This window comes from Paracoccus sp. FO-3, assembly GCF_006386455.1.
Lineage (GTDB): Bacteria > Pseudomonadota > Alphaproteobacteria > Rhodobacterales > Rhodobacteraceae > Paracoccus > Paracoccus versutus.
Window position 1 is genome coordinate 24732 of sequence record NZ_VCBQ01000030.1, and the last position, 26648, is coordinate 51379.

General features: G+C 67.9%; 21 protein-coding genes, 1 tRNA gene, 1 pseudogene and 1 riboswitch. Of the genes and pseudogenes, 16 read left to right on the forward strand and 7 right to left on the reverse strand.

What is annotated here, in order from left to right:
* The first annotated feature begins 173 nt into the window (after positions 1-173).
* From carB to FE811_RS10625, 13 genes are all read left to right on the forward strand, one after another.
* Positions 174-3506: a carbamoyl-phosphate synthase large subunit gene (carB, locus tag FE811_RS10565; RefSeq protein ID WP_116221085.1), complete on the forward strand. Its 3333-nt coding sequence runs from the start codon at positions 174-176 to the stop codon at positions 3504-3506.
* Positions 3507-4146: 640 nt separating this feature from the next.
* Complete coding sequence (locus tag FE811_RS10570; RefSeq protein ID WP_140847527.1) at positions 4147-5145, forward strand: helix-turn-helix domain-containing protein; 999 nt, start codon at positions 4147-4149, stop codon at positions 5143-5145.
* Entirely contained in the window at positions 5135-5830 is a 696-nt protein-coding gene (locus tag FE811_RS10575; RefSeq protein ID WP_116221083.1) for a hypothetical protein, read from the forward strand. Before FE811_RS10570 ends, FE811_RS10575 begins: the two co-directional genes overlap by 11 nt.
* 87 nt (positions 5831-5917) lie before the next feature.
* A complete protein-coding gene (locus tag FE811_RS10580) occupies positions 5918-6430 on the forward strand; it encodes a DNA packaging protein (RefSeq protein ID WP_116221082.1) in 513 nt (170 codons plus the stop codon).
* Complete coding sequence (locus FE811_RS10585) at positions 6420-8210, forward strand: phage terminase large subunit family protein (RefSeq protein WP_116221701.1); 1791 nt, start codon at positions 6420-6422, stop codon at positions 8208-8210. The genes FE811_RS10580 and FE811_RS10585 overlap by 11 nt, the downstream gene beginning before the upstream one ends.
* A 157-nt stretch (positions 8211-8367) precedes the next feature.
* Complete coding sequence (locus FE811_RS10590; protein WP_140847531.1) at positions 8368-8967, forward strand: hypothetical protein; 600 nt, start codon at positions 8368-8370, stop codon at positions 8965-8967.
* Positions 8968-9199: 232 nt separating this feature from the next.
* Complete coding sequence (locus FE811_RS10595; protein ID WP_140847534.1) at positions 9200-9661, forward strand: hypothetical protein; 462 nt, start codon at positions 9200-9202, stop codon at positions 9659-9661.
* Between the two features lie 2 nt (positions 9662-9663).
* On the forward strand, positions 9664-11004 hold the full coding sequence (locus tag FE811_RS10600) for a phage portal protein (protein WP_116221079.1): 1341 nt from the start codon (positions 9664-9666) through the stop codon (positions 11002-11004).
* Positions 11001-12770, forward strand: coding sequence for a prohead protease/major capsid protein fusion protein (locus tag FE811_RS10605; protein WP_116221078.1), 1770 nt, complete (start codon positions 11001-11003; stop codon positions 12768-12770). Before FE811_RS10600 ends, FE811_RS10605 begins: the two co-directional genes overlap by 4 nt.
* Entirely contained in the window at positions 12770-12988 is a 219-nt protein-coding gene (locus tag FE811_RS10610; protein ID WP_116221077.1) for a phage head-tail joining protein, read from the forward strand. Before FE811_RS10605 ends, FE811_RS10610 begins: the two co-directional genes overlap by 1 nt.
* A 3-nt stretch (positions 12989-12991) precedes the next feature.
* Positions 12992-13312, forward strand: coding sequence for a DUF2190 family protein (locus FE811_RS10615; protein WP_116221076.1), 321 nt, complete (start codon positions 12992-12994; stop codon positions 13310-13312).
* A gap of 5 nt (positions 13313-13317) precedes the next feature.
* Entirely contained in the window at positions 13318-13509 is a 192-nt protein-coding gene (locus tag FE811_RS10620; RefSeq protein ID WP_116221075.1) for a hypothetical protein, read from the forward strand.
* Entirely contained in the window at positions 13506-14612 is a 1107-nt protein-coding gene (locus FE811_RS10625) for a tyrosine-type recombinase/integrase (protein WP_116221074.1), read from the forward strand. The genes FE811_RS10620 and FE811_RS10625 overlap by 4 nt, the downstream gene beginning before the upstream one ends.
* A gap of 5 nt (positions 14613-14617) precedes the next feature.
* Here the strand turns inward: FE811_RS10625 and FE811_RS10630 are convergent.
* From FE811_RS10630 to FE811_RS10645, 4 genes are all read right to left on the reverse strand, one after another.
* Positions 14618-14692 (reverse strand) — tRNA-Glu (locus FE811_RS10630).
* Between the two features lie 122 nt (positions 14693-14814).
* Positions 14815-16563: a single-stranded-DNA-specific exonuclease RecJ gene (gene recJ, locus FE811_RS10635; protein ID WP_116221700.1), complete on the reverse strand. Its 1749-nt coding sequence runs from the start codon at positions 16561-16563 to the stop codon at positions 14815-14817.
* A 51-nt stretch (positions 16564-16614) separates the two neighbouring features.
* Positions 16615-17580 carry a class II fructose-bisphosphatase gene (gene glpX / locus FE811_RS10640; RefSeq protein ID WP_036749520.1) on the reverse strand — a complete coding sequence of 322 codons (966 nt, stop codon included), beginning with the start codon at positions 17578-17580 and terminating at the stop codon, positions 16615-16617.
* A gap of 81 nt (positions 17581-17661) precedes the next feature.
* Positions 17662-17913 carry a BolA family transcriptional regulator gene (locus FE811_RS10645; RefSeq protein WP_036749743.1) on the reverse strand — a complete coding sequence of 84 codons (252 nt, stop codon included), beginning with the start codon at positions 17911-17913 and terminating at the stop codon, positions 17662-17664.
* Between the two features lie 69 nt (positions 17914-17982).
* On the opposite strand from FE811_RS10645, the gene FE811_RS10650 reads away from it, so the two are divergent.
* Positions 17983-18609 carry a J domain-containing protein gene (locus FE811_RS10650; RefSeq protein WP_036749523.1) on the forward strand — a complete coding sequence of 209 codons (627 nt, stop codon included), beginning with the start codon at positions 17983-17985 and terminating at the stop codon, positions 18607-18609.
* Between the two features lie 162 nt (positions 18610-18771).
* On the opposite strand, the gene metK is transcribed toward FE811_RS10650, so the two are convergent.
* From metK to FE811_RS10665, 3 genes and pseudogenes are all read right to left on the reverse strand, one after another.
* Positions 18772-19938 carry a methionine adenosyltransferase gene (gene metK / locus FE811_RS10655; protein ID WP_036749526.1) on the reverse strand — a complete coding sequence of 389 codons (1167 nt, stop codon included), beginning with the start codon at positions 19936-19938 and terminating at the stop codon, positions 18772-18774.
* Positions 19939-19943: 5 nt separating this feature from the next.
* Positions 19944-19992: riboswitch (SAM-SAH riboswitch) on the reverse strand.
* Positions 19993-20023: 31 nt separating this feature from the next.
* On the reverse strand, positions 20024-21565 hold the full coding sequence (gene lnt, locus FE811_RS10660) for an apolipoprotein N-acyltransferase (protein ID WP_244294956.1): 1542 nt from the start codon (positions 21563-21565) through the stop codon (positions 20024-20026).
* Positions 21566-22219: 654 nt separating this feature from the next.
* Positions 22220-23773: pseudogene (locus FE811_RS10665) on the reverse strand (DEAD/DEAH box helicase); the annotation flags it as partial.
* Positions 23774-24030: 257 nt separating this feature from the next.
* On the opposite strand from FE811_RS10665, the gene argS reads away from it, so the two are divergent.
* Both argS and FE811_RS10675 read left to right on the forward strand, forming a co-directional pair.
* Complete coding sequence (argS, locus tag FE811_RS10670; protein WP_116221699.1) at positions 24031-25776, forward strand: arginine--tRNA ligase; 1746 nt, start codon at positions 24031-24033, stop codon at positions 25774-25776.
* Positions 25777-25844: 68 nt separating this feature from the next.
* Positions 25845-26648: SPOR domain-containing protein (locus tag FE811_RS10675; protein ID WP_140847540.1), on the forward strand; the 804-nt coding region annotated here is incomplete at its 3' end.

The window sequence follows — 26648 nt, forward strand, 5'->3', positions numbered from 1 at the left end:
CGGCGCGGCCGCATGGGTATTTGGGCAACGAAGAAGCGCGGGGCGGCGCCTGGCCGGCGGCGCCGCTTTCCGTGGCGGATTTTTGGCCGGGCGGGCGGCGCGGACCCTTGCGACTTCGCCCGCCATGGCTATAACCCCGGACGATTTATCAGCCGCAAGCCCTGGGGACCGTCATGCCGAAAAGAACCGATATCAAATCCATCCTGATCATCGGTGCCGGTCCCATCGTCATCGGGCAGGCCTGCGAATTCGACTATTCCGGCGCCCAGGCCTGCAAGGCGCTGCGCGAAGAGGGCTACCGGGTCATCCTGGTGAACTCGAACCCCGCCACGATCATGACCGATCCCGAGATGGCGGATGCGACCTATATCGAGCCGATCACCCCCGAGGTGGTGGAAAAGATCATCGCCAAGGAGCGGCCCGATGCGCTGCTGCCGACCATGGGCGGACAGACCGGGCTGAACACCGCCCTGGCGCTGGCCGACATGGGCGTGCTGAACCGCTACGGCGTCGAGCTGATCGGCGCGCAGCGCGCCGCCATCGAGATGGCCGAGGACCGCAAGCTGTTCCGCGAGGCCATGGACCGCATCGGGCTGGAGAACCCGCGCGCCACCATCGTCGCCGCGCCCAAGCATCCGAACGGCAAATACGACATCGCGGCCGGGGTCTCGATGGCCATGGAGGCGCTGGAGGAGATCGGCCTGCCCGCCATCATCCGCCCCGCCTTCACCCTGGGCGGCACCGGCGGCGGCGTCGCCTATAACCGCGACGATTACGAGCGCATCGTGCGCTCGGGGCTGGAAGCCTCTCCGGTCGCGCAGGTGCTGGTGGACGAGAGCCTGCTGGGCTGGAAGGAATACGAGATGGAGGTCGTGCGCGACCGCGCCGACAATGCCATCATCGTCTGTTCCATCGAGAACGTCGATCCGATGGGCGTGCATACCGGCGATTCGATCACCGTCGCCCCGGCGCTGACCCTGACCGACCGCGAATACCAGCGCATGCGCAACGGCTCGATCGCCGTGCTGCGCGAGATCGGGGTCGAGACCGGCGGCTCGAACGTGCAATGGGCGATCAATCCGCGCGACGGCCGCATGGTGGTGATCGAGATGAACCCGCGGGTTTCGCGCTCCTCGGCGCTGGCGTCCAAGGCCACGGGCTTCCCCATCGCCAAGATCGCCGCCAAGCTGGCCGTCGGCTATACGCTGGACGAACTGGACAACGACATCACCCGCGTCACCCCGGCCAGCTTCGAGCCCTCGATCGACTATGTCGTGACCAAGATCCCGCGCTTCGCCTTCGAGAAGTTTCCCGGTTCCAAGCCCGAGCTGACCACGGCGATGAAATCCGTGGGCGAGGTCATGGCCGTCGGCCGCACCTTCCACGAATCGCTGCAAAAGGCGCTGACCTCGATGGAGAACGGGCTGACCGGGCTTGACGACATCGAGATCCCCGGCGCGCCCGACAAGGCGGCCATCGTCAAGGCGATCAGCCAGCAGACCCCCGACCGGCTGCGCCTGATCGCCCAGGCCATGCGCCACGGGCTTTCCGACGACGAGATCCAGCACGCGACCAGCTTCGACCCCTGGTTCCTGGCCCGGCTGCGCGAGATCGTCGATGCCGAGGCAGAGCTGTGCGCCCAGGGCCTGCCCGAGGATGCCGAGGGCCTGCGGCGGCTGAAGATGATGGGCTTTACCGATGCGCGGCTGGCGAAGCTTGCCGGCAAGGCCGAGGCCGAGGTTCGCCAGGCCCGCCGCGCCCATGACCTGCACCCGGTCTTCAAGCGCATCGACACCTGCGCGGCCGAGTTCGAGGCCCAGACCCCTTATATGTATTCGACCTACGAGGCCCCGGCGATGGGCGAGGTCGAGAACGAGGCCCGGCCCAGCGACCGCAAGAAGGTGGTGATCCTGGGCGGCGGCCCGAACCGCATCGGCCAGGGCATCGAGTTCGACTATTGCTGCTGCCATGCCTGTTTCGCGCTGACCAAGGCCGGCTACGAGACGATCATGGTCAACTGCAACCCCGAGACGGTCTCGACCGATTACGACACCTCGGACCGGCTCTATTTCGAGCCGCTGACCCTGGAGCATGTGCTGGAGATCCTGGCGGTCGAGCAGGAGAACGGCACGCTGCACGGCGTCATCGTCCAGTTCGGCGGCCAGACGCCGCTGAAGCTGGCCAATGCGCTGGAGGAGGAGGGCATCCCGATCCTCGGCACCACGCCCGACGCCATCGACCTGGCCGAGGACCGCGAGCGCTTCCAGAAGCTGCTCAACGACCTGGGGCTGAAGCAGCCGATCAACGGCATCGCGCATTCCGACGCCGAGGCCATCGAGATCGCGCAGCGCATCGGCTTCCCGCTGGTCATCCGTCCGTCCTATGTGCTGGGCGGCCGCGCGATGGAGATCGTGCGCGACATGGACCAGCTCAACCGCTATATCCGCGAGGCGGTGCAGGTTTCCGGCGACAGCCCGGTGCTTCTGGACAGCTATCTCTCGGGTGCCATCGAGGTCGATGTCGATGCGCTGTCCGACGGCAAGACCGTCCATGTCGCCGGCATCATGGAGCATATCGAGGAAGCGGGCGTCCATTCCGGCGACTCGGCCTGCTCGCTGCCGCCGCATACGCTGGACGCCGCCACCATCGCCGAGCTGAAGGTCCAGACCGAGGCGATGGCCCGCGCGCTGAACGTCGTCGGGCTGATGAACGTGCAATTCGCGCTGAAGGACGGCGCGATCTATGTGCTGGAAGTGAACCCGCGCGCCTCGCGCACCGTGCCCTTCGTCGCCAAGGCCACCGACAGCGCGATTGCGTCCATCGCCGCGCGGTTGATGGCGGGCGAGCCGATGTCGAACTTCCCCGCCCGCGCGGCCTATCCCGAGGGCGTCGGCCCCGACGATCCGCTGCCCTTTGCCGATCCGCTGACGCTGGCCGATCCCAACACGCCCTGGTTCTCGGTCAAGGAGGCGGTGCTGCCCTTCGCCCGCTTCCCCGGCGTCGATACGCTGCTTGGCCCGGAAATGCGCTCGACCGGCGAGGTCATGGGCTGGGACCGCAGCTTCCCGCGCGCCTTCCTCAAGGCGCAGATGGGGGCGGGGACGCAGCTGCCCGAAGGCGGGCTGGTCTTCGTCTCGGTCCGCGACGCCGACAAGACCGCCGATCTGGCCGAGGCTGCGCGCGAGCTGACCGCCATGGGCTTCAAGCTGGTCGCGACCCGCGGCACGGCCGAGTTCCTGCGCGGCGCGGGGGTCGAGACCGAATTGGTGAACAAGGTCTATGAGGGCCGCCCGAACATCGTGGACCGGCTGAAGAACGGCGAGATCGCCATGGTGCTGAACACCACCGAGGGCGCCCAGGCCATCGCCGATTCGCGCGAGATCCGTGCGGTCGCGCTGAACGACAAGATCCCCTATTACACCACTGCCGCCGGCAGCATCGCCGCCGTCGCGGCGATCAAGTCGCGCGGCGAAGGTGAAGTCGGGGTGAGGTCGCTTCAGGCCTAGGACCGATCTGGCCGGTTGGAGGAGGTCGGGGTGATTCCGCGCCCCGGTCCCGGCCGTCAGCCGGCACGGCATGGAAGGCTGGCGACCCGCCGGGCAAATGCGACGGCTGAACGGGGGGACCGATCCGGTTCCGCAACGCCACGATCCGCAAGGGCGAACGGGCCGGCGCTTTCATCGGCGCCGCCGAGGGCGATCCGCTGAAACCGGGCAGCCGCCCCGCCTGCAATCATGCGGTGGCGACAGGTGATCGCCTGGCCGCTTCCCGGCGCGGCTTCATCTGTCGGGGTGGCGACATTCGTCCGGCAGGATGATTAAACCCGGCGACGGCTTTACGATTTGCGCAAGGCGGGGGCGACCCGCTTGGTCCATGCTGGGGCGACGGAATACGAAATCATCGCGTTCCTCGTGCAAAAGACGCCATCTGTCCCAAGGCGGCAGGGCGCGCGCGGCTGGCCGATGGCGGCATGAGTAAATTGCCCTCATCCCACGAATTGCAGGACAATCGCAGCTTTCAAGCTATCGAAAATAAGGGATGAAGTGGCAGCCCGTAGGGGGCCATTCTTCCCCCGTAAATTCAATGCCGTTGGCTTGTCCAACCCGCCCGGAAGGGGGCCTTGAGATCATTCAAGATATTCCTGCGTTGTCTAACCTAAAAGTCACGCCGGAAATAGAAACCCCCGGTGCGCTGGCCGGCGCTACCGAGGGCAAAGAGAAAGCGGCTAAGCTTCGTAGGGAAGGCTATCCGACCCGCCCGCGCGCCGCAAGCCCCGTGCCGCTGCCCGGCGCGTGGGAGCGCGCTCGGTTTGGCTGGCTTAAGGCCATCCGCACGAGCGGCCTTTCCCCCAATGCCAAGGTGTTGGCCTGCTGCATTGTCCATGACGCCGCTGACCGTCTGTCCGGTGCCTGTTTCTGGAAGCGTAGCCAGTTCGCCGAGGGATGCGGCTTTTCCGAGGACACGGTGAAGCGGGCTTTTCGAGCCTTGGAGGACGCCGGCTTTCTGGCCAGAGCCAAAGCCCGCGGGCGCGGATCGCGCCGGCGCATCCTGTTCACAGTGCCCGGCGATCTGGGCGCGCCGGTGAACCAGTTCCCGCGCCAGCAGGCCCCGATCGGGCATCAGGACGAGCCGAACCATCCCCGCGAAGCGGCCGAGATTGCCCCCTTTTCGGGGGGCGGACAGACGCCCGAACGCATCCGATCCGACCCCGGAAAGGGGTGCGCCGCTGCACCCTTTTCGGTGCATGCGAGGGAGTCGGAAAGGGGTGCAGATCGCCGCGAAAAAGGGTGCAGCGGCGCACCCCCCATATATATTATTCCAAGGAATATTCCAAACGCGCGCGAGGCGGAGCCGCAAAAGCATCCTGCATCCGTCGCAAACGGTGCTCCTCGAAAGCCGAGGCTGAACCTTGCCAGCGTGGCGCACCACGGCAGCGACCGGGAGGCGGCGTGGAATGGCTGGCTGGGGAAGAACGGTTTCCCGACGCTGGCCGCGTTGCGGGTGAAATCCAGCGATGCGCAGGGCACCGGCTGGGAAACCCCCTATCGCTACCCCCCGACCGCGCACAACGTGTTCGAAGCCCGAACCGCCCGCCTTTGGGCGGAATGGGCAGCTGCCACGATGGAGGATCGTCATGCCGCGTAACCGCGAGGAGTTCGCCGATGTGATGGGTTGGTTCGAAACTCGGCAAGCGCAGATGGAAGCTGATTTTCCTGTGCCCCCGGCCAACATCGACTGGCATGGCGAGTTCATCCGCATCAGCGGCCTGTCTGGCGCTGTGCGCGTCGTGGGCGGCACCATCGCCCTGTTCGGCTGCGAGGATGGCAGCGATGAATGCCGGCTGACCCCCGCCGAGATCGCGGGCGGATCGGGCATGAGCGTCCGAGCCACCCGGCGGGCGCTGCGCGTTCTGCTGGATAGCGGCTGGGTTGAGCAGCGGCCGAGCCGTGAGGACGGCCAGCCAGTTTACGTCCTGGCGCTGCCCAGCTTTGCCGCCACGCCTGCCGGAGCGATGCTGGGGCAGATGGACCGCCGGGCTGCGCTGACCATCGGCACGGCCTTGACCGAACTGACGCGCGCCAGTGCCGACAATCTTCCCGCTGACGCCGTGCTGACCGGCGGGCTTGTGGCTGTCGCTTCGGCCATTGCGGCGGATCACGGCCCGGATGAGGCGGCGCGGTGCCTGCGCGATCTGGCGGCGCTGATCCAGCACGGCCCGGAAGCCTGGCCCGAGTTGCCCCCGTCCGATGCGAGCGACGGGTTCGAGGCCGAGGGGGAAGCAGCATTCCGCGCGGGCTTCGACCCGGCGGCGGGTCCTTCCGGGGGCTGACCGTATACGGGTGGCAGAGGCGCGAAGCATCAGGCGTTGCAAATTTTTACGATGGCTTGAAATAACAATCTGAAAAGGAAAGGGAAAATGAGGATCGTAACCGAGCTTGACCTTGCAGGCGATGGGCCGGTGCATCGCATCGACGGGCCGGGCTTGTGCGATCTTCTAGGGATTTCTCCGGCCATGCTGACCGAGTTGAAACGCCGGGGCATCGCCAAGCATCTCGGCCGCGATGCCTGGGACCTGGCGGTGACGGTTCAGGGATATTGCGCTCACCTGCGCGGCACCGCCAGCGGCCGCGGTGACGAAGCTGCGGTGCTGAACCTGACCGGCGAGCGGGCGCGGCTGGCGCGGGAACAGGCCGACGCGCAGGCGCTCAAGAACGCCGCGCTTCGCCGCGAACTGGTTCCTGCGTCCGATGTTGCCCGCGAATGGGGCGAGGCGCTGCGGGCGATTCGGGCGCGGGTGCTGGCGATCCCGTCGCGGGTCCGTTCGGCCCTTCCGCATCTGACCCCGGCCGATGTGGCGGCGCTGGATCGGGAAACCCGCGCCGCCCTGGATGATCTGGCCGATAATGCAGGGGCCGACGATGCCGCTTGACCGGATCACGGAAATCCGCCGCGAGGCTATGCAGGCTCTGCGCCCGCCGCCCAAGCTGCAGCTTTCGGAATGGATCGAGGCCAATGTGAGGTTGCCCGAAGGCGTATCTGCCCAGCCCGGCCCGGTGCGGCTCTGGCCGTTCCAGCGCGAGATTGCCGACGCCATCGGGGATCCGTTCATTGAGCGGGTGACGCTGGTCAAGCCGGTGCGCGTCGGCTTCACCACGCTCTTGACCTCGGCCGTCGCCAGCTTCGTGGCAAACGACCCCGCGCCAATCCTCTGCCTGCTGCCGGCCGAGGCCGACTGCCGCGATTACATGGTTTCGGACGTGGAACCGATCTTCGCGGCCTCGCCCGCCGTCGCGGCGGTGCTGTCGGACGAGCGCGACGAATCGGGCCGCAACACGCTGCTGTCGCGCCGCTTTCCCGGCGGCTCGCTCAAGGTGGTGGCCGCCAAGGCCCCGCGCAACCTGCGCCGGCACAACGTCCGCCTGCTGTTCATCGACGAGGCGGACGGCATGGAGGCCACCGCCGAAGGCTCGCCCATCGTGCTGGCCGAGCGCCGCACCCTGTCCTTCCCGGATCGCAAGATCGTGCTGGGCAGCACCCCGGTTCACGAGGATACCAGCCACGTCCTGCGCGCCTGGGCGCAGTCTGATCAGCGCATCTTCGAGGTGCCATGCCCGGCCTGCGGCACGTTCGCGGAAATCACCTGGGACGCGATCACCTGGGACGAGGGCGCGCCGGAAACCGCCCGCTGGCGCTGCCCGCATTGTGCCGAGGAGATCGAGGAGCGCCACAAGCCCGCCATGGTCGAGGAAGGCTGCTGGCGGGCGCTGCGTCCCGAAGTGCAGGGCCATGCTGGTTTCCGGCTCAATGCCCTGGTCTCGCTGCATGCCAACGCCGCCTGGTCAAAGCTGGCCACCGAGTTTCTAGCCGCCAAGGACGATCCGACCACCTTGCAGACCTTCGTCAACACCATCCTCGGCCAGGGCTGGCGCGCCGATGGCGAGGAACTGGATGAGTCGGCACTGATGGCGCGGGCCGAGCCGTTCGGGCTGGACCTGATCCCGGCCGAGGTGCTGGTTCTGACGGTCGGCTGCGACGTGCAGCACGATCGGATCGAACTGACTTACTGCGGTTTCACCGACGCGGGGCAGATGCTGGTTCTGGGCCATCGGGTGATCTGGGGCGCATGGGACGCCGAGGAAACATGGGCCGAACTGGACGGGCTGCTGACCGAGCGTTTCCCGCATGAACTCGGGGGCAAGATGGCGATCGATGCCGCCGCGATCGACGGGAGCGACGGCACGACCATGCATCGTGTAACCGATTTCTGCCGCGCCCGCACCCGGCGCAAGGTGGTCGCGATCAAGGGCGCGCCCGGAAACCGGCCGGTGATCGAAAAGGCCGGGTCAAAGACAAAGACCGGCGCGCGGCTGTGGATAGTCGGCGTGGATACGGTCAAAACCCAGCTTTTCGGCCGCATCGGCAATCCTGCCGCTGTCCGGTTCTCTGCCGGCCTGCCGGCGGTCTGGTATGAGCAGGCGACCAGCGAGCGGGCCGTGATCCGCTACAGTCGGGGCCAGCCGACCCGGCAATTCGTCCGCATCCCCGGCAAGCGCGCCGAGGCGCTGGATTGTCTGGTCTATGGCGTGGCCGCGCGCCAACTTGTCCAGATCAACCCCGACGATCGGCGCGCGGCGTTGTCGCAGGTCGAGGCCGCGCCGCCCGGCCGGCGCGGCCCCATCACGCAAAGCAGATGGATGCAGCGCACATAGGAATCGGGTTGGGCGGACCCGTCAGGGATAGGCATTCATCCCATCTGCCCCGGATCAGTCGGACAGTGCCGGCCTCATGGAGGCGAAACCCCGACAGCCTGCGGCCTGGCTCCTTGGTGCGGCAGGCAACCAGTCTTCGAGGAAACAAGGAGGAAACATGCCATTGCCACCACGCTTTGCATGGACCGTCGATGAAGCTGCCGCGCGCCTGGACCGGGCACCGGCCGATGTAATCGGCTACGCCATTCAGGGCAAACTTGAACTGGTGGCATCCTTGCCGCCCTGGGAAACCGCCGGCAGGGAAGGGTATGGGCTTACGGCCATCCCGCCCGAGGCTGTTCTGACCATGTTCCGCCGCGATGGCACCGGGCCACGTCAGGCCATGGTTTTTCACGTCAGAGCCCCTGATTCCGGCGATGATTGGAAGCGTATTTCCAGCCCGGCAGGCGGGTTCTGTATCGAGCGGGCAGACATTCTTGTTCTCGCCGCGCATCTTGATCGGTTCGAGGAAGAACATGACCTGACGCGCCGCCCCTCTACACGAGGCGGATCGACCGCGACATGGGATTGGGAAGCCTTCTGGCTGGCGGTGGTGCGGCGAATCCACAACTACGGCCTTCCCGCCACCCAGAGAGAACTCACGCTCGAGATGCAGGATTGGTTCGCGCGGCGATCTTCGGACGGCCGCGCACCGGACGAGAGCACCATCGGGAAGAAGATCCGGGAGGTCTGGAAGGTGCTGCGCGACGATGAATGATCCCTGCGGGTCATGTTTCGATGATTATCACGAGAATGTGATAATGGGTGCCAAAGTGTATTAACTGGGTGTCAAAGTGTATTGACGGGTGTCAAAGGGGATGCAGCCGGTATCAATCGGGCTACATTGATGTGATTTGGTGCATCTTGCACCAAATTGAAATCATTAGTAAAAATATCACGCGACATGATACCTTCCGGGAAAATCTACAGGAAGGTTCCTACCCATGAAGTTGGAAGATTTCGCCATCACGATCACCGATTTTGCCCAGCTTGTGGGGCGGGGAACGGGGTCAATCACCAAGGACGAGAACCAGTTCGGCGCGCACCGTAGGGCATCCACCTTGAACGGTGAGATCAGGGAATATCGCTTGCAGGACGGGCTTCGCGAGTTGGTCGTATCCGGGATGATCAAGGCCGGCATCGAACCCGGCAAGGCTTGGCCGGCGGTGATGAAGCGAGACGTTCTGGCCGAGTTCATGGCCGGCCGGCTGGTCGAGTTCGGGCTTTTCGCCCTGACCCCGCTTGAAAAGTTCGACGCCTTGACCCCCGCTATCCGCATCCCCATCGGGGATGCCGCGCAAAACCTTGTCAACGCCTTCGCTGCCCATCTGGTGCGCGCCCATGGCGGCCCGGCAGCTCATGCGGCGTTGGCCGATTTCGACGCGCGCTGCCAGGCGGTGCGGGTCGCCTGACTGTGGCCTGGCCTTTCAACCATCTCGGCCGGTTCTTCCGCGCCACCCAGCCCGACCAGAAACGCTCCGGCATCGAGGCGGGCGCGGGCGGACGGCGCTGGCAGGGCGCGCCGATGCTGGCGGCGCCGCAGCAATCCGCCCTGGCGGCGCGCGGCCCGGCTAAGGCACGGGCGGCGGCGCAGGCCATGAATACCGCCTATGGCGCCCGTATTGTCGAGGCATGGACCGCCGCCCTTGTCGGCAAGGGCTGGCAGACCCGCAGCGGCCACCCCGACCCCGAGGTGCGGCGGCAGTTGAACGAGGCGTTCGAGACCCTGACCGGCCCGCTTTTGCCGCTGATTGCCCGCAGTCTTGTGCGCGACGGCGAGGCGTTCGTGCACACGGTGCCGACCGAGGACGGCAACCTGCGGCTGCGTGTCCTGCCCGCCGACCAGAACGACCCCAGCCTGCACCGCGATCTGGGCAACGGCGCGCGCATCATCGCCGGCATCGAGTTCGACGCGCAGGACGAGGTTCGCGCCTATCACGTCCTGCGCGAAGCGCCCCGCTCGCCCTTCGCGGTCTATAGTGACGCGATCCGGGTGCCGGCGTCGGACATGCTGCATGTGTTCGACCAGCTTTTCCCCGGCCAGGTGCGGGGCTTGTCCTGGCTGGTGCCCGTGCTGCTGAAACTGCGCGACCGGGACGAGGCCAGCGATGCCATGCTGATGAGCCTCAAGGTTCAATCGCTGATGACCGGGTTCGTATCCGATGCCGAAGGCGGCGCGGCCGGGTTCGAGGCGGACGCCGGGTCGGTCGATGTCAGCCTTGAGCCAGGCGCGATGCGTGTCTTGCCCCCCGGCGCCGAGGTGAAGTTTTCGACCCCCGGTCAAGGGCTGGCGCAGGCGGTGGATTTTCTGCGCGCGCAGGATCGCGAGATTGCGGCCGGCGTCGGCTTGACGTTCGAGGCACTGACCGGCGATCTGGGCGAGGCCAACTATTCCAGCGCCCGCGTCGGCCTGCTGGATTTCCGCCGCCGCGCCGAGATGCTGCAGCGCCTGCTGATCGAGGGCAGGTTACTTGCGCCCCTGTGGCGGCGCTGGATCGAGGTGCGGGCGCTGGCCGGGGTGATCCCTGCCGACCAGATGGAGGATTACCTGCCGGTGCGGTTCGTGCCGCCTGGCTGGCAATGGGTGGACCCGCGCAACGAGGTCGAGGCCGAAACGGCGGCGATCAATGCCGGCCTGAAATCCCGCGCGGAAGTCGTGGCGGCGCGCGGCCGCGACATTGACGAACTGGACGAGGAAATCGCCCGCGATGCCGCGCGCGCGCCCGTTGCCCAAGCCAAGGAAGCCCAGCCATGAGCATTCATCTGCGCGCGGCCAGCCCGCGCCCGTCCACCTTCGACCCCGAGGCCCGCACCATCGAGGCCATCATTTCGACCGGCGCCGATGTTGAACGGGCCGGCCATGTCGAGCGGCTGGACCTGTCCGGCGCAGACCTGTCCCGCCTGACCGGCGCGCCGGTTCTGGATGCGCACCGCAGCGGATCGACCCGCGACCAACTGGGGGTGGTGGAAGCCGCCGAACTGCGCCCGGAAGGACTGTGGGTGCGCATGAAGTTCCGCAGCAACGATCCCGCGCAGGCGGTGCTTGCCGATATTGCCGAAGGCACCCTGCGCGGACTGTCGATCGGCTATTCCGTCCGTCGCTGGTCCGAGGGCCGCGAAAGCGGCCGGCGCGTCCGCACGGCCCTGCAATGGTTGCCTGTAGAGGTGTCCATTGTGCCCGTCCCCGCCGATCCCGGCGCCCATTTCCGAAACGGAGAAAACCCCATGCCCGAGACGGCACAAACCACCACGACCACCACCGAGGCGGGCGCGACCCTGAACCGAGCGGCGATCAATGCGGAGATCCGCACCATCGCGGAAACCGCCGGCCTGACCCGTGCCTGGGCGGATACCCAGATTGACGCCGAGGCCAGCGCCGAGGATGCCCGCGCCGCCGCCTTTACCGAAATGCGCCAGCGCGCCGAGGCCACCACCACCCGCACCACGCGCGCCGAGGTCGGTTTCTCGCATGACGACCCGACCGTGATCGCCACCCGCGCCGGCGAGGCGCTGTATGCCCGCAACCATCCCGAGCATCAGCTTTCCGAGGCTGCGCGGCCATTCGCGAACATGACCACGCTGGACTTGGCCCGCGACTGTCTGCGGCGTAGTCGCATCGGCACCATGGGCGCGGCGGCGGATACGATCATCACCCGCGCCCTGCACAGCACCGCCGATTTCCCGCTGCTGCTGGGCGATGCCGTGGGGCGCGAGATGCGCCGCCCCTATGATGCCGCCCCTTCGGGCGTTCACCAGCTGGCGCGGCAAAGCACGGTGCGCGATTTCCGCCCGAAGCGGTCTATCCAGCTTGGCGACGGTCCGGCGCTGGAAAAGGTGGCCGAAGGCGGCGAGTTCAAGCGCGGCACCATGGACGAATCGGCGGAACTGTATGCGGCCGAGACCTTCGGCAAGATTTTCGCCATTTCGCGCCAGGCGCTGGTCAACGACGATGTGGGCGCCTTCGCCACGATCCCGGCTCGGCTCGGCAACGCCGCCCGCGCTTTCGAGGCCGCGCAGCTGGTGGCGAAGATCGAGGCCAATCCCCTCATGTCGGATGGCGTGGCGGTCTTCGATGCGACCGACCATGGCAATCGGAAAGACCCCACCGCCCCGGCTGCGATCCAGGAAGACATTTCCGCCGCGCGCCTGGCGATGCGCCATCAGACTGGCCTTTCGGGCGATGTGATCGGCATATCCCCGCGCTTCGTGCTGGTGCCGGCCGAACTGGAAACGACGATGGAGAAGGCCCTGACGGCGATTCAGGCCCCCACCACCGACGACGCGAACCCCTTCAGCAAGCTGACCCTGGTTGTCGAGCCGCGCCTGACCTCGGCCACGCGCTGGTATGTCGTGGCCGATCCCGCCCTGGTCGATGGTCTGGAATATGCCTATCTGGCCGGTGCCCCCGGCCCGCAGGTGGAAACCAAGGTCGGATTTGAAGTCGATGGCGTCCAGATGAAGGTGCGCCTTGATTTCGGCTGCGGCTGGCTGGACTACCGCAGCTGGTTCCGGGTCGGCTGATGGCTGTCCCGACCGAGGAGCTGACCACCCTGCGCGATGCCCTGATCCGGGCGCGCGCAAGCGGGGTGCGCGTGACCCTCTATGAAGGGAAGCGCATCGAATATGCGACCGATGCCGAAATGGCTGCGGCCATTGCCGATCTGGATCGGCGGATCGCACAGGCGACCGGCCCGAGGCGGGGCGGCGCCGTCACCTTCACCACCAGCAAGGGGTTTTGACCCATGAAAAACTTCATCGAAAGCGGCGACACGCTGACCATTCCGGCCCCTGCGGCCGTTTCCTCGGGCGGCGTGGTGGTCACGGGGCAGCTGATCGGCGTGGCCGTCAGCGATGCCGCCAGCGCCGCGGACGTGGCCGTGCAGACGCGTGGCGTGTTCAACCTGCCCAAAGAGGCCGCGCTGGCGATCACTCTGGGCGCCGCCGTCTATTGGGACGCCACGGCGGGCGTCGTGACCACCACCGCCACCGATAACACGCCGATCGGCTATGCCACCGCCGCCGCGCTGGCCTCGGCCGCCACGGTGCGCGTCAGGATCGGGTAATCACAATGGGCAACCGACCGGCCACCGTTACCGCCGCAGAAATCACGCGCAGCGTGAAAGGTGCGATGGCCGCCGGTTTCGCAGTTGGTCGAATAGAAGTTGACCATATGGCCGGTAAGGTCATCATCTTTCCAATGGGGGTATCTTCGCATGGCGAGGTTGGCCCCGATCCTGACGAACTGCTTAAACAGCGATGAAAAAGCCGCGCAATCCTTTCCCCGGCGTGACCCGTGTGGTTGATCGACACGGCAAAGTGCGCTGGCGCTTTCGGAGGAAGGGGCGGGCGGACGTATATCTTCCCGGTCCCTATGGGTCTGCGGAGTTTCGCGCGGCCTATGAGGCCGCATTGGCAGGAGCTGCCATTCCGGTGACGCGAACCAATGCCAGTTATGGCACTATCGCTTGGCTGATCGAGAGTTACTTGCGCAGCCCGAAGCACCTGAACCTGTCGGAAATTCGTCGCAAGACAATCCGCCGGGAATTGGACTGGCTGCGGGGTGAGATCGGGCAGTATCAGGCGGGGCGGATTGAGACCCGGCATGTTGAGGCGATTATGGCTCGCAAGACCGGCCCGACTGCGGCTAACACCGTGAAGAAAAACCTGTCGATGCTGTTTAACTTCGCAATCAAATATTCGCTGGCCGATCTAAAGCACAACCCGGCCAAGTATGCCGACCGGCGCAAGGAAAATCCGGATGGATACCATACTTGGACTGAGGCGGAGATTGCACAGTTTTTGGCGTTCCACGGTCCCGGCACAAAGGCGCGCCGGGCAGCGTGGCTGATAATGAACACCGGAGCAGCGCGACAAGATGTTGTTGGTTTGGGCAAACAGAATATTGAGGGAGGCCGGATCAGATACCGGCGGCATAAGACAAGTATCGGCGGAGACTATCCGCTGATGCCCGAGCTTCTGGAAGAATTGCGGAGCGTGTCCGATCAGCTTCTTTTTCTCACGCACAGCAACGGACGGCCATACAAACCGGAGAGCTTCGGCAACTGGTTCAAGGATCAGTGCAAGGCCGCAGGCTTGCCCCATTGCTCTGCACATGGGTTGCGCAAAGGGCAGGCAACCCGGATTGCCGATAACGGGGGAGGCGAGCTTGAGGTCATGAGTTTTCTGGCTCATGCGACCCCCAAGGAGGGCGCGATATACACCAAGAAGGTGAGCCGCGCCCGCTTGACGGATCGTGGCTTAGCACGTCTTTCTAGGGTAAAAGAGGAACAGAAGTTGTCTAACCTTCGCGATGGGTTGGACAATAAAGCCAATCAACCAATTGAAAGGAAAAGGAAAAAATGAGTTTGTGGCAGCCCGTAGGGGAGTCGAACCCCTCTTTTCAGGTTGAAAACCTGACGTCCTAACCGATAGACGAACGGGCCACTTTTTCGTATCCGCCGGGTCTTGCCCTGCGGCGTGGGGCGGTATTTAGGTTCTCTGCCGCGGGGCTGCAAGCGGAAAAATCACCTTGCGCCAAAGTTTTTTCCCGGCCGGCGGCGGGGGCTCAGCCCACCGGCGCGGCGTCGTCCAGGCGCAGCCGCACCCGCTCGCGCCCGCCCCATTGCGTGAGCTCCAGCTTGCCCGCCAGGTGGAAGCGGCGCCCCTTTGCGCCCAGCAGCGCGGGGCCCAGCGGGCCGTTCATCGCGCCCCAGGCCACCGCCTCCAGGGCCGGGCTGCCGGGGCTGCGGAAGCGCAGGCGCAGGTGGCTGTCGCCCATCGCCCCGGCGCTGTCGATCAGCTGCTCGGCAAAGGCGAAGCGCGGCGCCGGCGCGGCCTGGCCGAAGGGGCCGGCGCGCTCCAGCATCTGCATCAGTTCGACCGTGGCGCCCGAGGGGTCCAGAAGCCCCGAGATGCGCAGTTCGCCCGCGCCGGGACGCTCGGCCATCTCGCGCGAAAGCAGCTGCGACAGGCGCTCCATGGCCGCGGGGATCATGGCCTCCTCGATGGTCAGGCCGGCCGCCATCGCATGCCCGCCGCCCTTCAAGAGCAGCCCCTCGGCCGAAAGGCGCTGGATGGCGCGGCCCAGGTCCACGCCGGGCACCGAGCGGGCCGAGCCCTTGCCGATGCCGCGCTCGACCCCGATCACCACCGCGGGCAGGCCGGTCGCCTCTTTCACCCGCGCGGCGACGATGCCGACGACGCCGGGATGCCAGCCGTCGCCCGCCGCCCAGGCGACCAGGCTGTCGCCGGCCTGGGCGCGCGCCTCGACCTGGGCCAGGGCCTCGTCGCGCACGGCGGCCTCGATGGCGCGGCGGTCGCGATTCAGCGCGTCCAGCTCGGCCGCCAGCCGCTCGGCCTGGCGGCCGTCGGTGCAGGACAGGCACAGCGCTCCCAGGTCGGCACGGCCGACGCGGCCGCCGGCATTGATCCGCGGTCCCAGCAGGAAGCCCAGGTGAAAGGCGTTCGGCGCCGAATCGAGCCGCGCCACGTCGGACAGCGCTACCAGGCCGGGGCGCTCGCGTCGGGCCATGACCAGCAGCCCCTGCCGCACGAAGGCGCGGTTCACCCCCACCAGCGGCGCCACGTCGGCTACCGTCGCCAGCGCCACCAGGTCCAGCAGCGGGATCAGGTCGGGCTGCGGATGACCGCCCCGGCGCAGCAGGCTGTTGCAGCGCACCAGGGTCAGGAACACCACGCCGGCGGCGCAGAGATGGCCAAGGCTGCCGTCCTCGTCGGCGCGATTCGGGTTCACCACGGCCGCGACCTGCGGCAGGGTCTCGCCGCCCTGGTGGTGGTCCAGCACGATCACGTCGCAGGTCGAGGCCGCCAAAGCCTCGTGGCTGAGCGTGCCGCAATCGACGCAGACGATCAGGTCGTGATCCTGCGACAGCGCCGCGATGGCGGGGGCGTTGGGCCCATAGCCCTCGTCGATTCGGTCGGGGATGTAGAGCGTGGCATCGTGCCCCTGCCGGCGCAGCCAGTCCAGCAGCAGCGCGGCCGAGGCGCCGCCGTCCACGTCGTAATCGGCGAAGATGGCGATGCGCTGGCCGGCGAGAAGGGCGGCGACCAGCCGCTCGGCGGCCTTGTCCATGTCGCGCAGGCTCAGGGGGTCGGGCAGCAGGTCGCGCAGCTTGGGATCGAGGTAAAGCGGCGCCTCATGCGGGGGCACGCCGCGCGCGGCCAGAACCCGGCTGACGGGCAGGGGCAGGCGGCTGTCCTGGGCCAGCGCCTCGGCGGCGCGTTCCAGCATGGCGTCGGGACCGCGCCAGAGGCGGCCGGTCAGCGAGGAGGTAACGGAAAGAAAGGCGGTCATGCGGGCTTCATCCCCCATGACCGCCTGCTGTTCAAGCCCGTCCGGCAGGGCTTACCTGATCGGGTTGCGATAGATCATGCGCCGGACCGAGCCGGTCTTGGAGCGCATCAGGATGGTTTCGGTCTGCAGGTAATGCGGCTCGCGCTTGACGCCGGCCACGATCGAGCCGTTCGTCACCCCGGTCGCGGCAAAGATCACGTCGGCCGTCACCATCTCGTCGCGCGAATAGATGCGGTCCAGGTCGGTGATGCCGGCCTTGGCGGCGCGGCCGCGCTCGTCGTCGTTGCGAAACAGCAGCTTGCCCCACATCTGCCCGCCCATGCATTTCAGCGCCGAGGCGGCCAGCACCCCCTCGGGCGCGCCGCCCGAACCCATGTACATGTCGATGCCGGTCAGCTCGGCCTCGGCGCAATGGATCACGCCGGCCACGTCGCCATCGGTGATCAGCCGGATCGCCGCGCCGGTCGAGCGGACCTCGGCCACCAGATCCTCGTGCCGCGGCCGCTCCAGGATGCAGACGGTGATGTCGCTGTCCTTGACGCCGCCGGCCTTGGCCAGGGCGCGCACCCGCTCGGACGGGGTCATGTCCAGGCTGACCACGTCCTTGGGATAGCCGGGGCCGATGGCCAGCTTTTCCATGTAGACATCGGGCGCGTGCAGCAGCGTGCCGCGCGGCGCCATGGCGATCACGGTCAGCGCGTTCGGCATGTCCTTGGCGGTCAGCGTCGTGCCCTCCAGCGGGTCCAGCGCGATGTCGACCGCGGGGCCCTGGCCGGTGCCGACCTCCTCGCCGATGAACAGCATCGGCGCCTCGTCCCGCTCGCCCTCGCCGATGACGACGACGCCCTTGATGTCGAGCATGTTCAGCTGGTCGCGCATCGCGTTGACGGCGGCCTGGTCGGCGGCCTTCTCGTCGCCGCGGCCGATCAGCCGCGCCGAGGCATGGGCGGCCGCCTCGCTCACGCGGGCAAGGCCGAGCGACAACATGCGATCGTTGAAATCCTTGGGCGAGGTCATGCGGAAATTCCTTGTGCTTTCTGGCTTTCCGGGCTTCTACGCCCGGTGCCCCGGCCCGGCAAGCCTGCGCGCGCTAACGGGTCAGTTTTCCGCCAGTTCCAGCGCCAGCGCATGGATGCGCGGCACGATGTCGCCCAAGCTGGCATGCACCAGCCGGTGGCGCGCCACATGACCCAGCCCGGCAAAGCGGGCGCTGGCCATGCGGATGCGGAAATGCGTCTCGCCGCCCTCGCGCCAGCCGCCATGGCCGCGATGGCTCTCGCTTTCGTCGATGATTTCCAGCCGCGACGGCTGAAGCTCGGCCAGTCTTTTCCGCATCTCGTCGGCAATCATGCGCTTGCCCCCTTTCATGTCCCGCGAAATAGCCTAAACTGCCTGTCCCGTTCAGGACAAGGCAGGCAGATGAGCAACAGCGACCCGTTCGGATTCGACATTTCCGCGGCCTCGGACAAGAAACGCCGGGCCAAAGGCCGGCGCGGCATGTCCGGCGCCTTCGAAACCTCGACGCGGCGATGCGACAAGGAGGGCTGCGACCAGCCTGGCCAGTACCGCGCGCCGAAATCGCCCCGCGCGCTGGACGAATACTATTGGTTCTGCAAGGAACATGTGCGCGAATACAACCTGAACTGGAACTATTTCCAGGGCCAGTCCGAGGCCGAGTTCCAGGAGTTCCTGGACAATGCCACGGTCTGGGAGCGCCCGACCAAGCCCTTCGGCCGCGCCGCGCAGGAACAGAAATGGGCGCGCCACGGCATCGACGACCCGCTGGAGATCCTGGGCGCGAACGGCACCAACCCCGAGATGCGCACCCGCACCGCGCGCAAGCTCCCGCCGACCGAGCGCCGGGCGCTGGAGATCCTCGAGGCCAAGGAGACCTGGACCCGCGCCGAGATCCGCAAGCAATACAAGTCCCTGGTCAAGGATCTGCATCCCGACATGAACGGCGGCGACCGCTCGGACGAGGACCGCCTCCAGGAGGTGGTCTGGGCCTGGGACCAGATCAAGGACAGCCGCAGCTTCAAGGATTGAAGGATGGGGGCTTTGCGCCCCCACGCCCGCCGGGCAAGCCCGACGGGCTTCCCCCGCAGGATATTTTTCCACGAAAGAAAGGGAAGTAGGCGCCCTGGCTTCTTTCGTGTCCAAATATCCTGGGGGAGCGCGGAACGCGCGGGGGCAAAGCCCCCTGCGGCCTTACAGCTCGCGCTTGATCGCCTCGACGAGGTCGGTCCGTTCCCAGGAGAAGCCGCCATCGGCATCGGGCGCGCGGCCGAAATGGCCATAGGCGGCGGTGCGGCGATAGATCGGACGGCAAAGCGCCAGATGCTCGCGGATGCCGCGCGGCGTCAGGTCCATGGCGCGCGAGACGGCGCGCTCGATCTCGGTCTCGGGGATCTCGCTGGTGCCGAAGGTGTCGGCATAGATCGATAGCGGCTTGGCCACGCCGATGGCATAGGACAGCTGGATCACGCAGCGTTTTGCCAGGCCCGCGGCGACCACGTTCTTGGCCAGGTAGCGCGCGGCATAGGCGGCCGAGCGGTCCACCTTGGTCGGATCCTTGCCCGAGAAGGCGCCGCCGCCATGGGGCGCTGCGCCGCCATAGGTGTCGACGATGATCTTGCGCCCGGTCAGGCCGGCGTCGCCGTCCGGCCCGCCGATGACGAAGGTGCCCGTCGGGTTCACCCACCATTCCGTATTCTCGGTCAGCCATTCCGCGGGCAGCACCTCGCGGATATAGGGCTCGACGATGGCGCGGATGTCGTCCGAGCCCTGGCTTTCGTCCTTGTGCTGGTGCGACAGCACCAGGCTGGTGATCTCGACCGGCTTGCCGTTTTCGTAGCGCAGGCTCAGCTGGGACTTCGCATCCGGGCCCAGCGTCGGCTCGGCGCCGGATTTGCGCGCTTCGGCCAGGCGGCGCAGGATCGCATGCGCATATTGGATCGGCGCGGGCATCAGTTCCGGCGTCTCGTCCACGGCATAGCCGAACATGATTCCCTGGTCGCCGGCGCCGTCGCGGTCCACGCCCTGGCTGATATGGGCGGATTGCTCGTGCAGGTAGTTGTGGACGTGGCAGGTGTTCCAGTGGAACTTTTCCTGCTCATAGCCGATGTCGCGGATCGTCTCGCGGGCGATCTCGCTGATGCGGCCCATGTATTCGCCCAGCTTCTTCTGGTCGGTCAGGCCGATCTCGCCCCCGATCACCACGGTGCCGGTCGTCGCGAAGGTTTCGCAGGCGACGCGGGCGGCCGGATCCTCGGCCAGCAGCGCGTCCAGCACGGCGTCCGAGATCTGGTCGCACAATTTGTCGGGGTGGCCCTCGGAGACGGATTCCGAGGTGAACACATAGTTCTGTCTGGCCATGAAGATGCTCCGTTGAAATGACGCCGCCACGCCAGGAAGCCGTTGTGACGGTCAGGCGAAGCGTTAGTGGACGCGCCCGCCGCCGTCAACTGCGCAACTTGCGCCGCGGCCCCAGGGCGGCCAGCAGGAAGGCCGCCAGCGCCATCGCCACGGCCGGCCAGTCGCCGAGCCGCGACCAGGGCGTGGGCGGCAGCGCCGCGGGCAGGGCGGCGTCGATGCGGCCGGCGCGGTTCAGGCCCAGCGTGGCGCGCAAGGCCCCGCGCGCGTCGATCACCGCCGAGACGCCGGTATTCGCCGCCCGCATCAGCGGCAGGCCCGATTCGATGGCGCGCAGCCGGGCCTGGGCCAGGTGCTGCCACGGGCCGGAAAGCTGGCCGAACCAGGCGTCGTTGGTGACTTGCAGAAGCCAGCCCGGCCGGTTTTCCCCCGCGATCAGGTGGTGCGAGAACACGGCCTCGTAGCAGATCAGCGGCTGCATCGGCGGCAGGCCGGGCAGGCGCATGACCTGCGGGCCGGGGCCGGCGGAATAGCCGAAACCGTGCTGGGCGGCAAAGGCGCGGATGCCGAACTGCGCCATCATGTCGCCCCAGGGCGTGTATTCGCCAAAGGGAACCAGGTGGAACTTGTCGTAGACGGGACCGATTCCTTCGGCCGAGAACTCGGTCAGGCTGTTGAAGTAGCGGCTGCCCTCGACCCGCTGGATGCCCAGCACGACCGGGGCGCCGACATAGGCGGCGATGTCCTGCGGCGCGGTGCCGGATTGTTCGAGCAGGAAGTTCACCGCCGTCTCGGGCCAGATCACCGCGTCCGGCGGCGGCAGGTCGGGATCGCGGATGGCCGACAGGTCGAGCAGGCGGCGAAAGAACACCTCGGACCACCAGGGATCCCATTTCAGCGCCTGGGTGGCGTCCGGCTGGATCAGGCGCAGGCGCAGGCCGGTATCGGGCGGCAGGGGCTGGGCCAGGCGCGCCAGCCCCGCGCTCCAGGCGGTGGCGACGACCAGAGCGGCCAGCACCGTGCCGGGCAGGGCCGGGAACCGGCCGGGGCGGCGAAAGCACAGGGGCAGGGCGGCGGCCAGCATGGTCAGGCCGGACAGCCCGATCGCGCCCAGGGTGGCCGCGACCTGCCCGGCGGGGGTGTCGATCCAGACATGGCCGGCCAGCGCCCAGGGCAGGCCGGTGAAGATCCAGCCCCGCATCCAGTCCGACAGCACCATCAGCGCGGCGAAGCCCAGCCCCTGGCGGGGAAAGCCCGGCGCGAGGCGCACGGCGAGCCAGGCGGGCACGGTCCAGAACAGCGCCCCGCCCGCCGCGGTCAGCACCAGCGCGAAGGGGGCCATCCAGCCATAGGTTTCGGGCTCGACCAGGAAGGGCTCGACGATCCAGGCCATCGCCAGCGCGAAATGGCCCAGCCCGGCGGCAAAGGCGTGCCAGGCGGCAGCGCGGGGCGTTTCCGCCCGCGCGACCTGCCGGCACAGCAGGGCCAGCGCCAGCAGCGTCAGCGGCCAGAGATCCCAGGGCGCCTGACCCAGCGCGGCCATGGCCCCCAGCCCCACGCCAAGGGCGAGCATCGCCCAGGACGGGCGCCCGCGTCGCGAGGATGGCGTGAAGGCCGAAAGGGCCGCCATGGAACCGGCTCAGGCCCCGGCGGTGGTGTCGTCCGGGCTCGGCGCGGCATCGGCGCCGGGTGCGTCGGGGGCGGCCGCTTCGGACTCGGCCGCCTTGGCCTTGGTCTTGCGCGGCGCGCGAGGCTTGGCGGGCTTTTTCGCCGCCTTGCGGGCGGGCTTGGCGGCGGGCTCGGCCTCGGCCGCGGCGTCCGGCTGTTCGGGCGCGGGCTGATCCGCCTCTGCCGGAGCCTCCGCGGCGGCGGGCTCGGCCTTGGCCTTGGGGGTGCGCGGCTTGCGCTTGCGGACGGGCTTTTCCTTGGCCTCGGGCTCGGCTACCGGCTCGGCGGCGGCTTCCACGGGCGCGGGTTCGGGGGCCGTTTCCGGTTCGGGGGTCGATTCCGCTGCCGGTTCCGCGGGCTGGATCGCCGGCTCGGCCAGGGCTTCGGCCGGGGCCGGAGTCGGGGCCTCGACGGGCGTGGGTGCGGGCTCGACGGTCGGCTCGGCGGTCGGCTCGGCGGTCGGCTCGGCGGCGGCGGTCTCGGCAGGCTGCGCGGCCGCCTTGGTCCGGGCGGATTCCCCCCGGCGGCGTTTGCCGGGCCTGCGTTCGGCGGACGGCTGTTCGGCAGGCTGGCGCTCGGCGGCGCCTTCGGCCGGCTCGGGTGCGACCTCGTCACGCAGGGGCTCGGCCGTGGCCTCTTCGACCGGGGAGTCCTCGATCGGGTCGCGGAAGCCGGGGCGGAAGCTGCGGGTCAGGAATTCGGGCATATGCTCGCCCATGCCCATGACCGGATGGCGGTCGGTGCGGCGATCCTCGCGCCGGTCGTGACGCTCGCCATGGCGTTCGCGACGTTCGTCACGGCGCTCGTCCCGGCGTTCCTCGCGGGGGGCGCGGTCGTGCCGGCGCTCGGCCTGTTCGACGGGCTTGGCCTCGGCGCGGGGCTCGTGGGCCTGGACGGGCGCCTGGGCGCGCTGTTCGCTGTCGTCGCGCCGGCCCCGGCGGTCGCGGTCGCGCCCGCGTTCCTTGCGGCCGGATTCGCGCGCCGGGCGCGGCGCGCCCTGGGCGGCGGTGGAAATGGCAAAGCCCTCGGGCACCGGCGCGCGGGGCAGGGTCTGCTTGACCAGCGATTCGATGGCGCCCAGGTATTTCTCGTCCGCGGGCGTCGCGATGGAAATCGCGGTGCCCAGCCGCCCGGCGCGGCCGGTGCGGCCGATGCGGTGGACATAGTCCTCGGCATGGCTGGGCAGGTCGAAGTTGAACACATGGCTGACCGCCGGGATGTCGAGCCCGCGCGCCGCCACGTCCGAGGCGATCAGGAAGCGCAGCGTCCCTTCGCGGAACCCGTCCAGCGTCGCCATGCGGTGGCGCTGGTCCAGGTCGCCGTGGATCGGCGCGGCGTCGAAGCCATGCGCCTTGAGCGACTTGGCGACGATGTCCACCTCGGTCTTGCGGTTGCAGAAGATGATGGCGTTCTTGAGCCCCTCGCCCTCGGCGCGGATCAGCGCGCGCAGCAATTCGCGCTTCTGCTTGGCGGTCTGGTCGCGGCGGGTGGGGGTGATCTCGATCAGCTTCTGGGTGATCGTCTCGCTGGTGGTGGCCTGGCGGGCGACCTCGATGCGCTCGGGCGCATGCAGGAAGGTGTCGGTGATGCGCTCGATCTCGGGCGCCATGGTGGCGCTGAAGAACAGCGTCTGCCGGGTGAAGGGCGTCAGCTGGAAGATGCGCTCGATGTCGGGGATGAAGCCCATGTCGAGCATGCGGTCGGCCTCGTCCACCACCATGATCTGCACGCCGGTCAGCAAGAGCTTGCCGCGCTCGAAATGATCCAGCAGCCGGCCGGGCGTCGCGATCAGCACGTCGACGCCGCGGTCAATCAGCTTGTCCTGTTCCCCGAAGCTGACGCCGCCGATCAGCAACGCCTTGGTCAGCCGGGTGTGCTTGGCGTAGATGTCGAAGTTCTCGGCCACCTGGGCGGCCAGTTCGCGCGTCGGGCACAGCACCAGCGACCGCGGCATCCGGGCGCGGGCGCGGCCGCGGCCCAGCAGGGTGATCATCGGCAGGGTGAAGCTGGCGGTCTTGCCGGTGCCGGTCTGGGCGATGCCCAGCACGTCGCGCCCTTCCAGCGCCGGGGGAATCGCCCCGGCCTGGATCGGCGTGGGCGTTTCATACCCCGCCTCGGAGATGGCTTTCAGAACCTTGGGGTCCAGCTTCAGATCGGAAAACTTGGTCATTCAGGGCTTTCGTATCAATGCGCGGAACCAGCCCGCGCCGTTCATGCGTCCATCGCCGCCATCCGGGAAACCGGATTTTCGCGGCGGGTCGGGACGCAATTTCCGCACGCCCCTCGCCTTGCCTGCCGGATGCAGACAGGGCGGGCCTAGCGGAAAACCCGCTCTTCGTCAATCTGATGCGCGATTGCCGTTCGGCGGGCCGGTTGACGGCCCCCTTGGGCAGGCGCTATCCCCGGACGATCTTACGGATGGAAGCCATGAACCTTTTCTCGGATATCCGCGCGCTGGTCCTTGATGCGCTGGCGCAGATGGAACAGGCGGGCGCGCTGCCCGCGGGCCTCGACACCGCCAATGTGACGGTCGAGCCGCCGCGGGACGCCGCGCATGGCGACATGGCCACCAATGCCGCCATGGTGCTGGCCAAGCCCGCCGGCCTGAAGCCGCGCGACATCGCCGAGGCGCTGGCCGCCCGCCTGGCCGCCGATCCGCGCATCGCCTCGGCCGAGGTGGCGGGGCCGGGCTTCCTGAACCTGCGCCTGGCGCCGGGCGAATGGCAGGGCGTCGTGCGCGCCGCGCTGGCCGAGGGGGCCGATTACGGCCGCTCGGACATGGGCAAGGGCCAGCGGATCAACGTGGAATTCGTCAGCGCCAACCCGACCGGACCGATGCATGTCGGCCACACCCGCGGCGCGGTCTTTGGCGACGCTCTGGCGGCGCTTCTGGATTTCTCGGGGCATGCGGTCACGCGCGAATACTATATCAACGACGGCGGCGCCCAGGTCGATGTGCTGGCGCGTTCCGCCTATGAACGCTATCGCGAGGCCAACGGGCTGGAGCCCGAGATCCGCGAGGGGCTTTATCCCGGCGACTACCTGATCCCGGTGGGCGAGGCGCTGAAGGCGAAATACGGCACCAGCCTGCTGGAGCGGCCGGAATCGGAATGGCTGGCCGAGGTGCGCGATTTCGCCACCCAGGCGATGATGGACATGATCCGCGAGGATCTGGCGCTGCTCAACGTCCACATGGACGTGTTTTCCAGCGAGAAGGCGCTTTACGGCACCGGCCGGATCGAGGCCGCGATCGAGCGGCTGCGCCAGGCCGGGCTGATCTATGAAGGCGTGCTGGAGCCGCCCAAGGGCAAGACCCCCGAGGATTGGGAGCCGCGGGAGCAGACGCTGTTCCGCTCGACCGCGCATGGCGATGACGTGGACCGGCCGGTCAAGAAATCCGACGGCTCCTGGACCTATTTCGCGCCCGACATCGCCTATCACTGGGACAAGATCGAGCGCGGCTTCGACGCGCTGATCGACGTGTTCGGCGCCGACCATGGCGGCTATGTCAAGCGCATGACCGCGGCGGTCAAGGCGCTGTCGAACGGCCGGGTGCCGCTGGACGTCAAGCTGATCCAGCTGGTCAAGCTGTTCAAGAACGGCGAGCCCTTCAAGATGTCCAAGCGCGCCGGCACCTTCGTCACCCTGCGCGACGTGGTCGAGCAGGCGGGCGCGGACGTCACCCGCTTCCACATGCTGACGCGCAAGAACGACGCGGCGCTGGACTTCGACTTCGACAAGGTGCTGGAGCAGTCCAAGGACAACCCGGTCTGGTATGTGCAATATGCCAGCGCGCGGGTGAACTCGGTCCTGACCAAGGCGGCGGCGATGGGCGTCGATACCTCGGACGCGGCGCTGGCGCAGGCGGATCTGGCGCAATTGTCGCATCCGGCCGAGCTGGAACTGGCCCGCAAAGTTGCAGAATGGCCACGCACGGTCGAAATCGCCGCCCGCGCGCATGAGCCGCACCGGATCGCGTTTTTCCTTTACGACATCGCATCCGAGCTGCATTCGCTGTGGAACCGCGGCAATGACGAGCCCGCCCTGCGCTTCCTGCAAGAGGGCGATCCGGTGGCCATGGCGGCGAAAATCGCGCTGGCACGGTCCGTTGGCGTTGTCATTTCGGCCGGTCTTGGTATCTTGGGGGTGACTCCGGCCAAAGAAATGCGCTGAATAACGGCGCCCTGCCGGGGACGAGCAGATAAACGAGCAGCGTCGGAACAACCGGCAGGCAGGCAGGAATGACGGTAGTAGATTTCCGCTCTTCGGGCGGGTTTGACGGGTCGCAGCCCCACAGGCTGTCGCAGGGCTATCCCCACGCCGACGGGCAGCAGGGCTATGCCGAGGATTGGCAGGACCAGGACTGGCAGGACGGTGGCTGGGACGAACAGCACCCCTACGCCCATGCCGAATCGCTGGCCGAATCGCCTTCGCTCCTGGGGCGGATCACGCGGCTGACGCATTACCTGGGGGCGCTGGTCTCGGTCGGGCTGATCGTGATCCTGGCGGTCTGGGGCTACAAGCTGGTGGTGCGCGACGTCTCGGGCGTGCCGGTGATCCGCGCCATCGAGGGCGAGGCCCGCACCGCACCCGACAATCCGGGCGGCGAGCTGACCCAGCGCACCGGCCTGGCGGTGAACACGGTCGCCGCCGGCGCCGAAACCGCGGCAGTGGACCGCGTGGCCATCGCGCCCGCCGCGACGCCGCTTGACAGCCAGGACGTGCCCATGGGCGAGCTGGGCGCGACGGCGCAAGAGCCCTCGCATCCGATCGAGGCGCCGCTGATCGACGAAACCGCCCGCGTCATCGCCCGCCCCGACGGCGAGACCCTGGCCCAGCCCGATGCGGCCGCGGAAAGCGTCGCCAGCGCAGTGATCTCGGACGCGCCCGCCGCCGATGCGCCGGTGAACGAGGCCGTGACCGACCTGGCCGGCAACGAGACGCGCGACATGGCCATCACCACCGCGCTGGCCGAGGCCGGGGCCCAGCCGGTGCCGGGCGCCATCGCGCAATCGCCGCGGCCCGCACCCCGTCCGCGCCGCGTG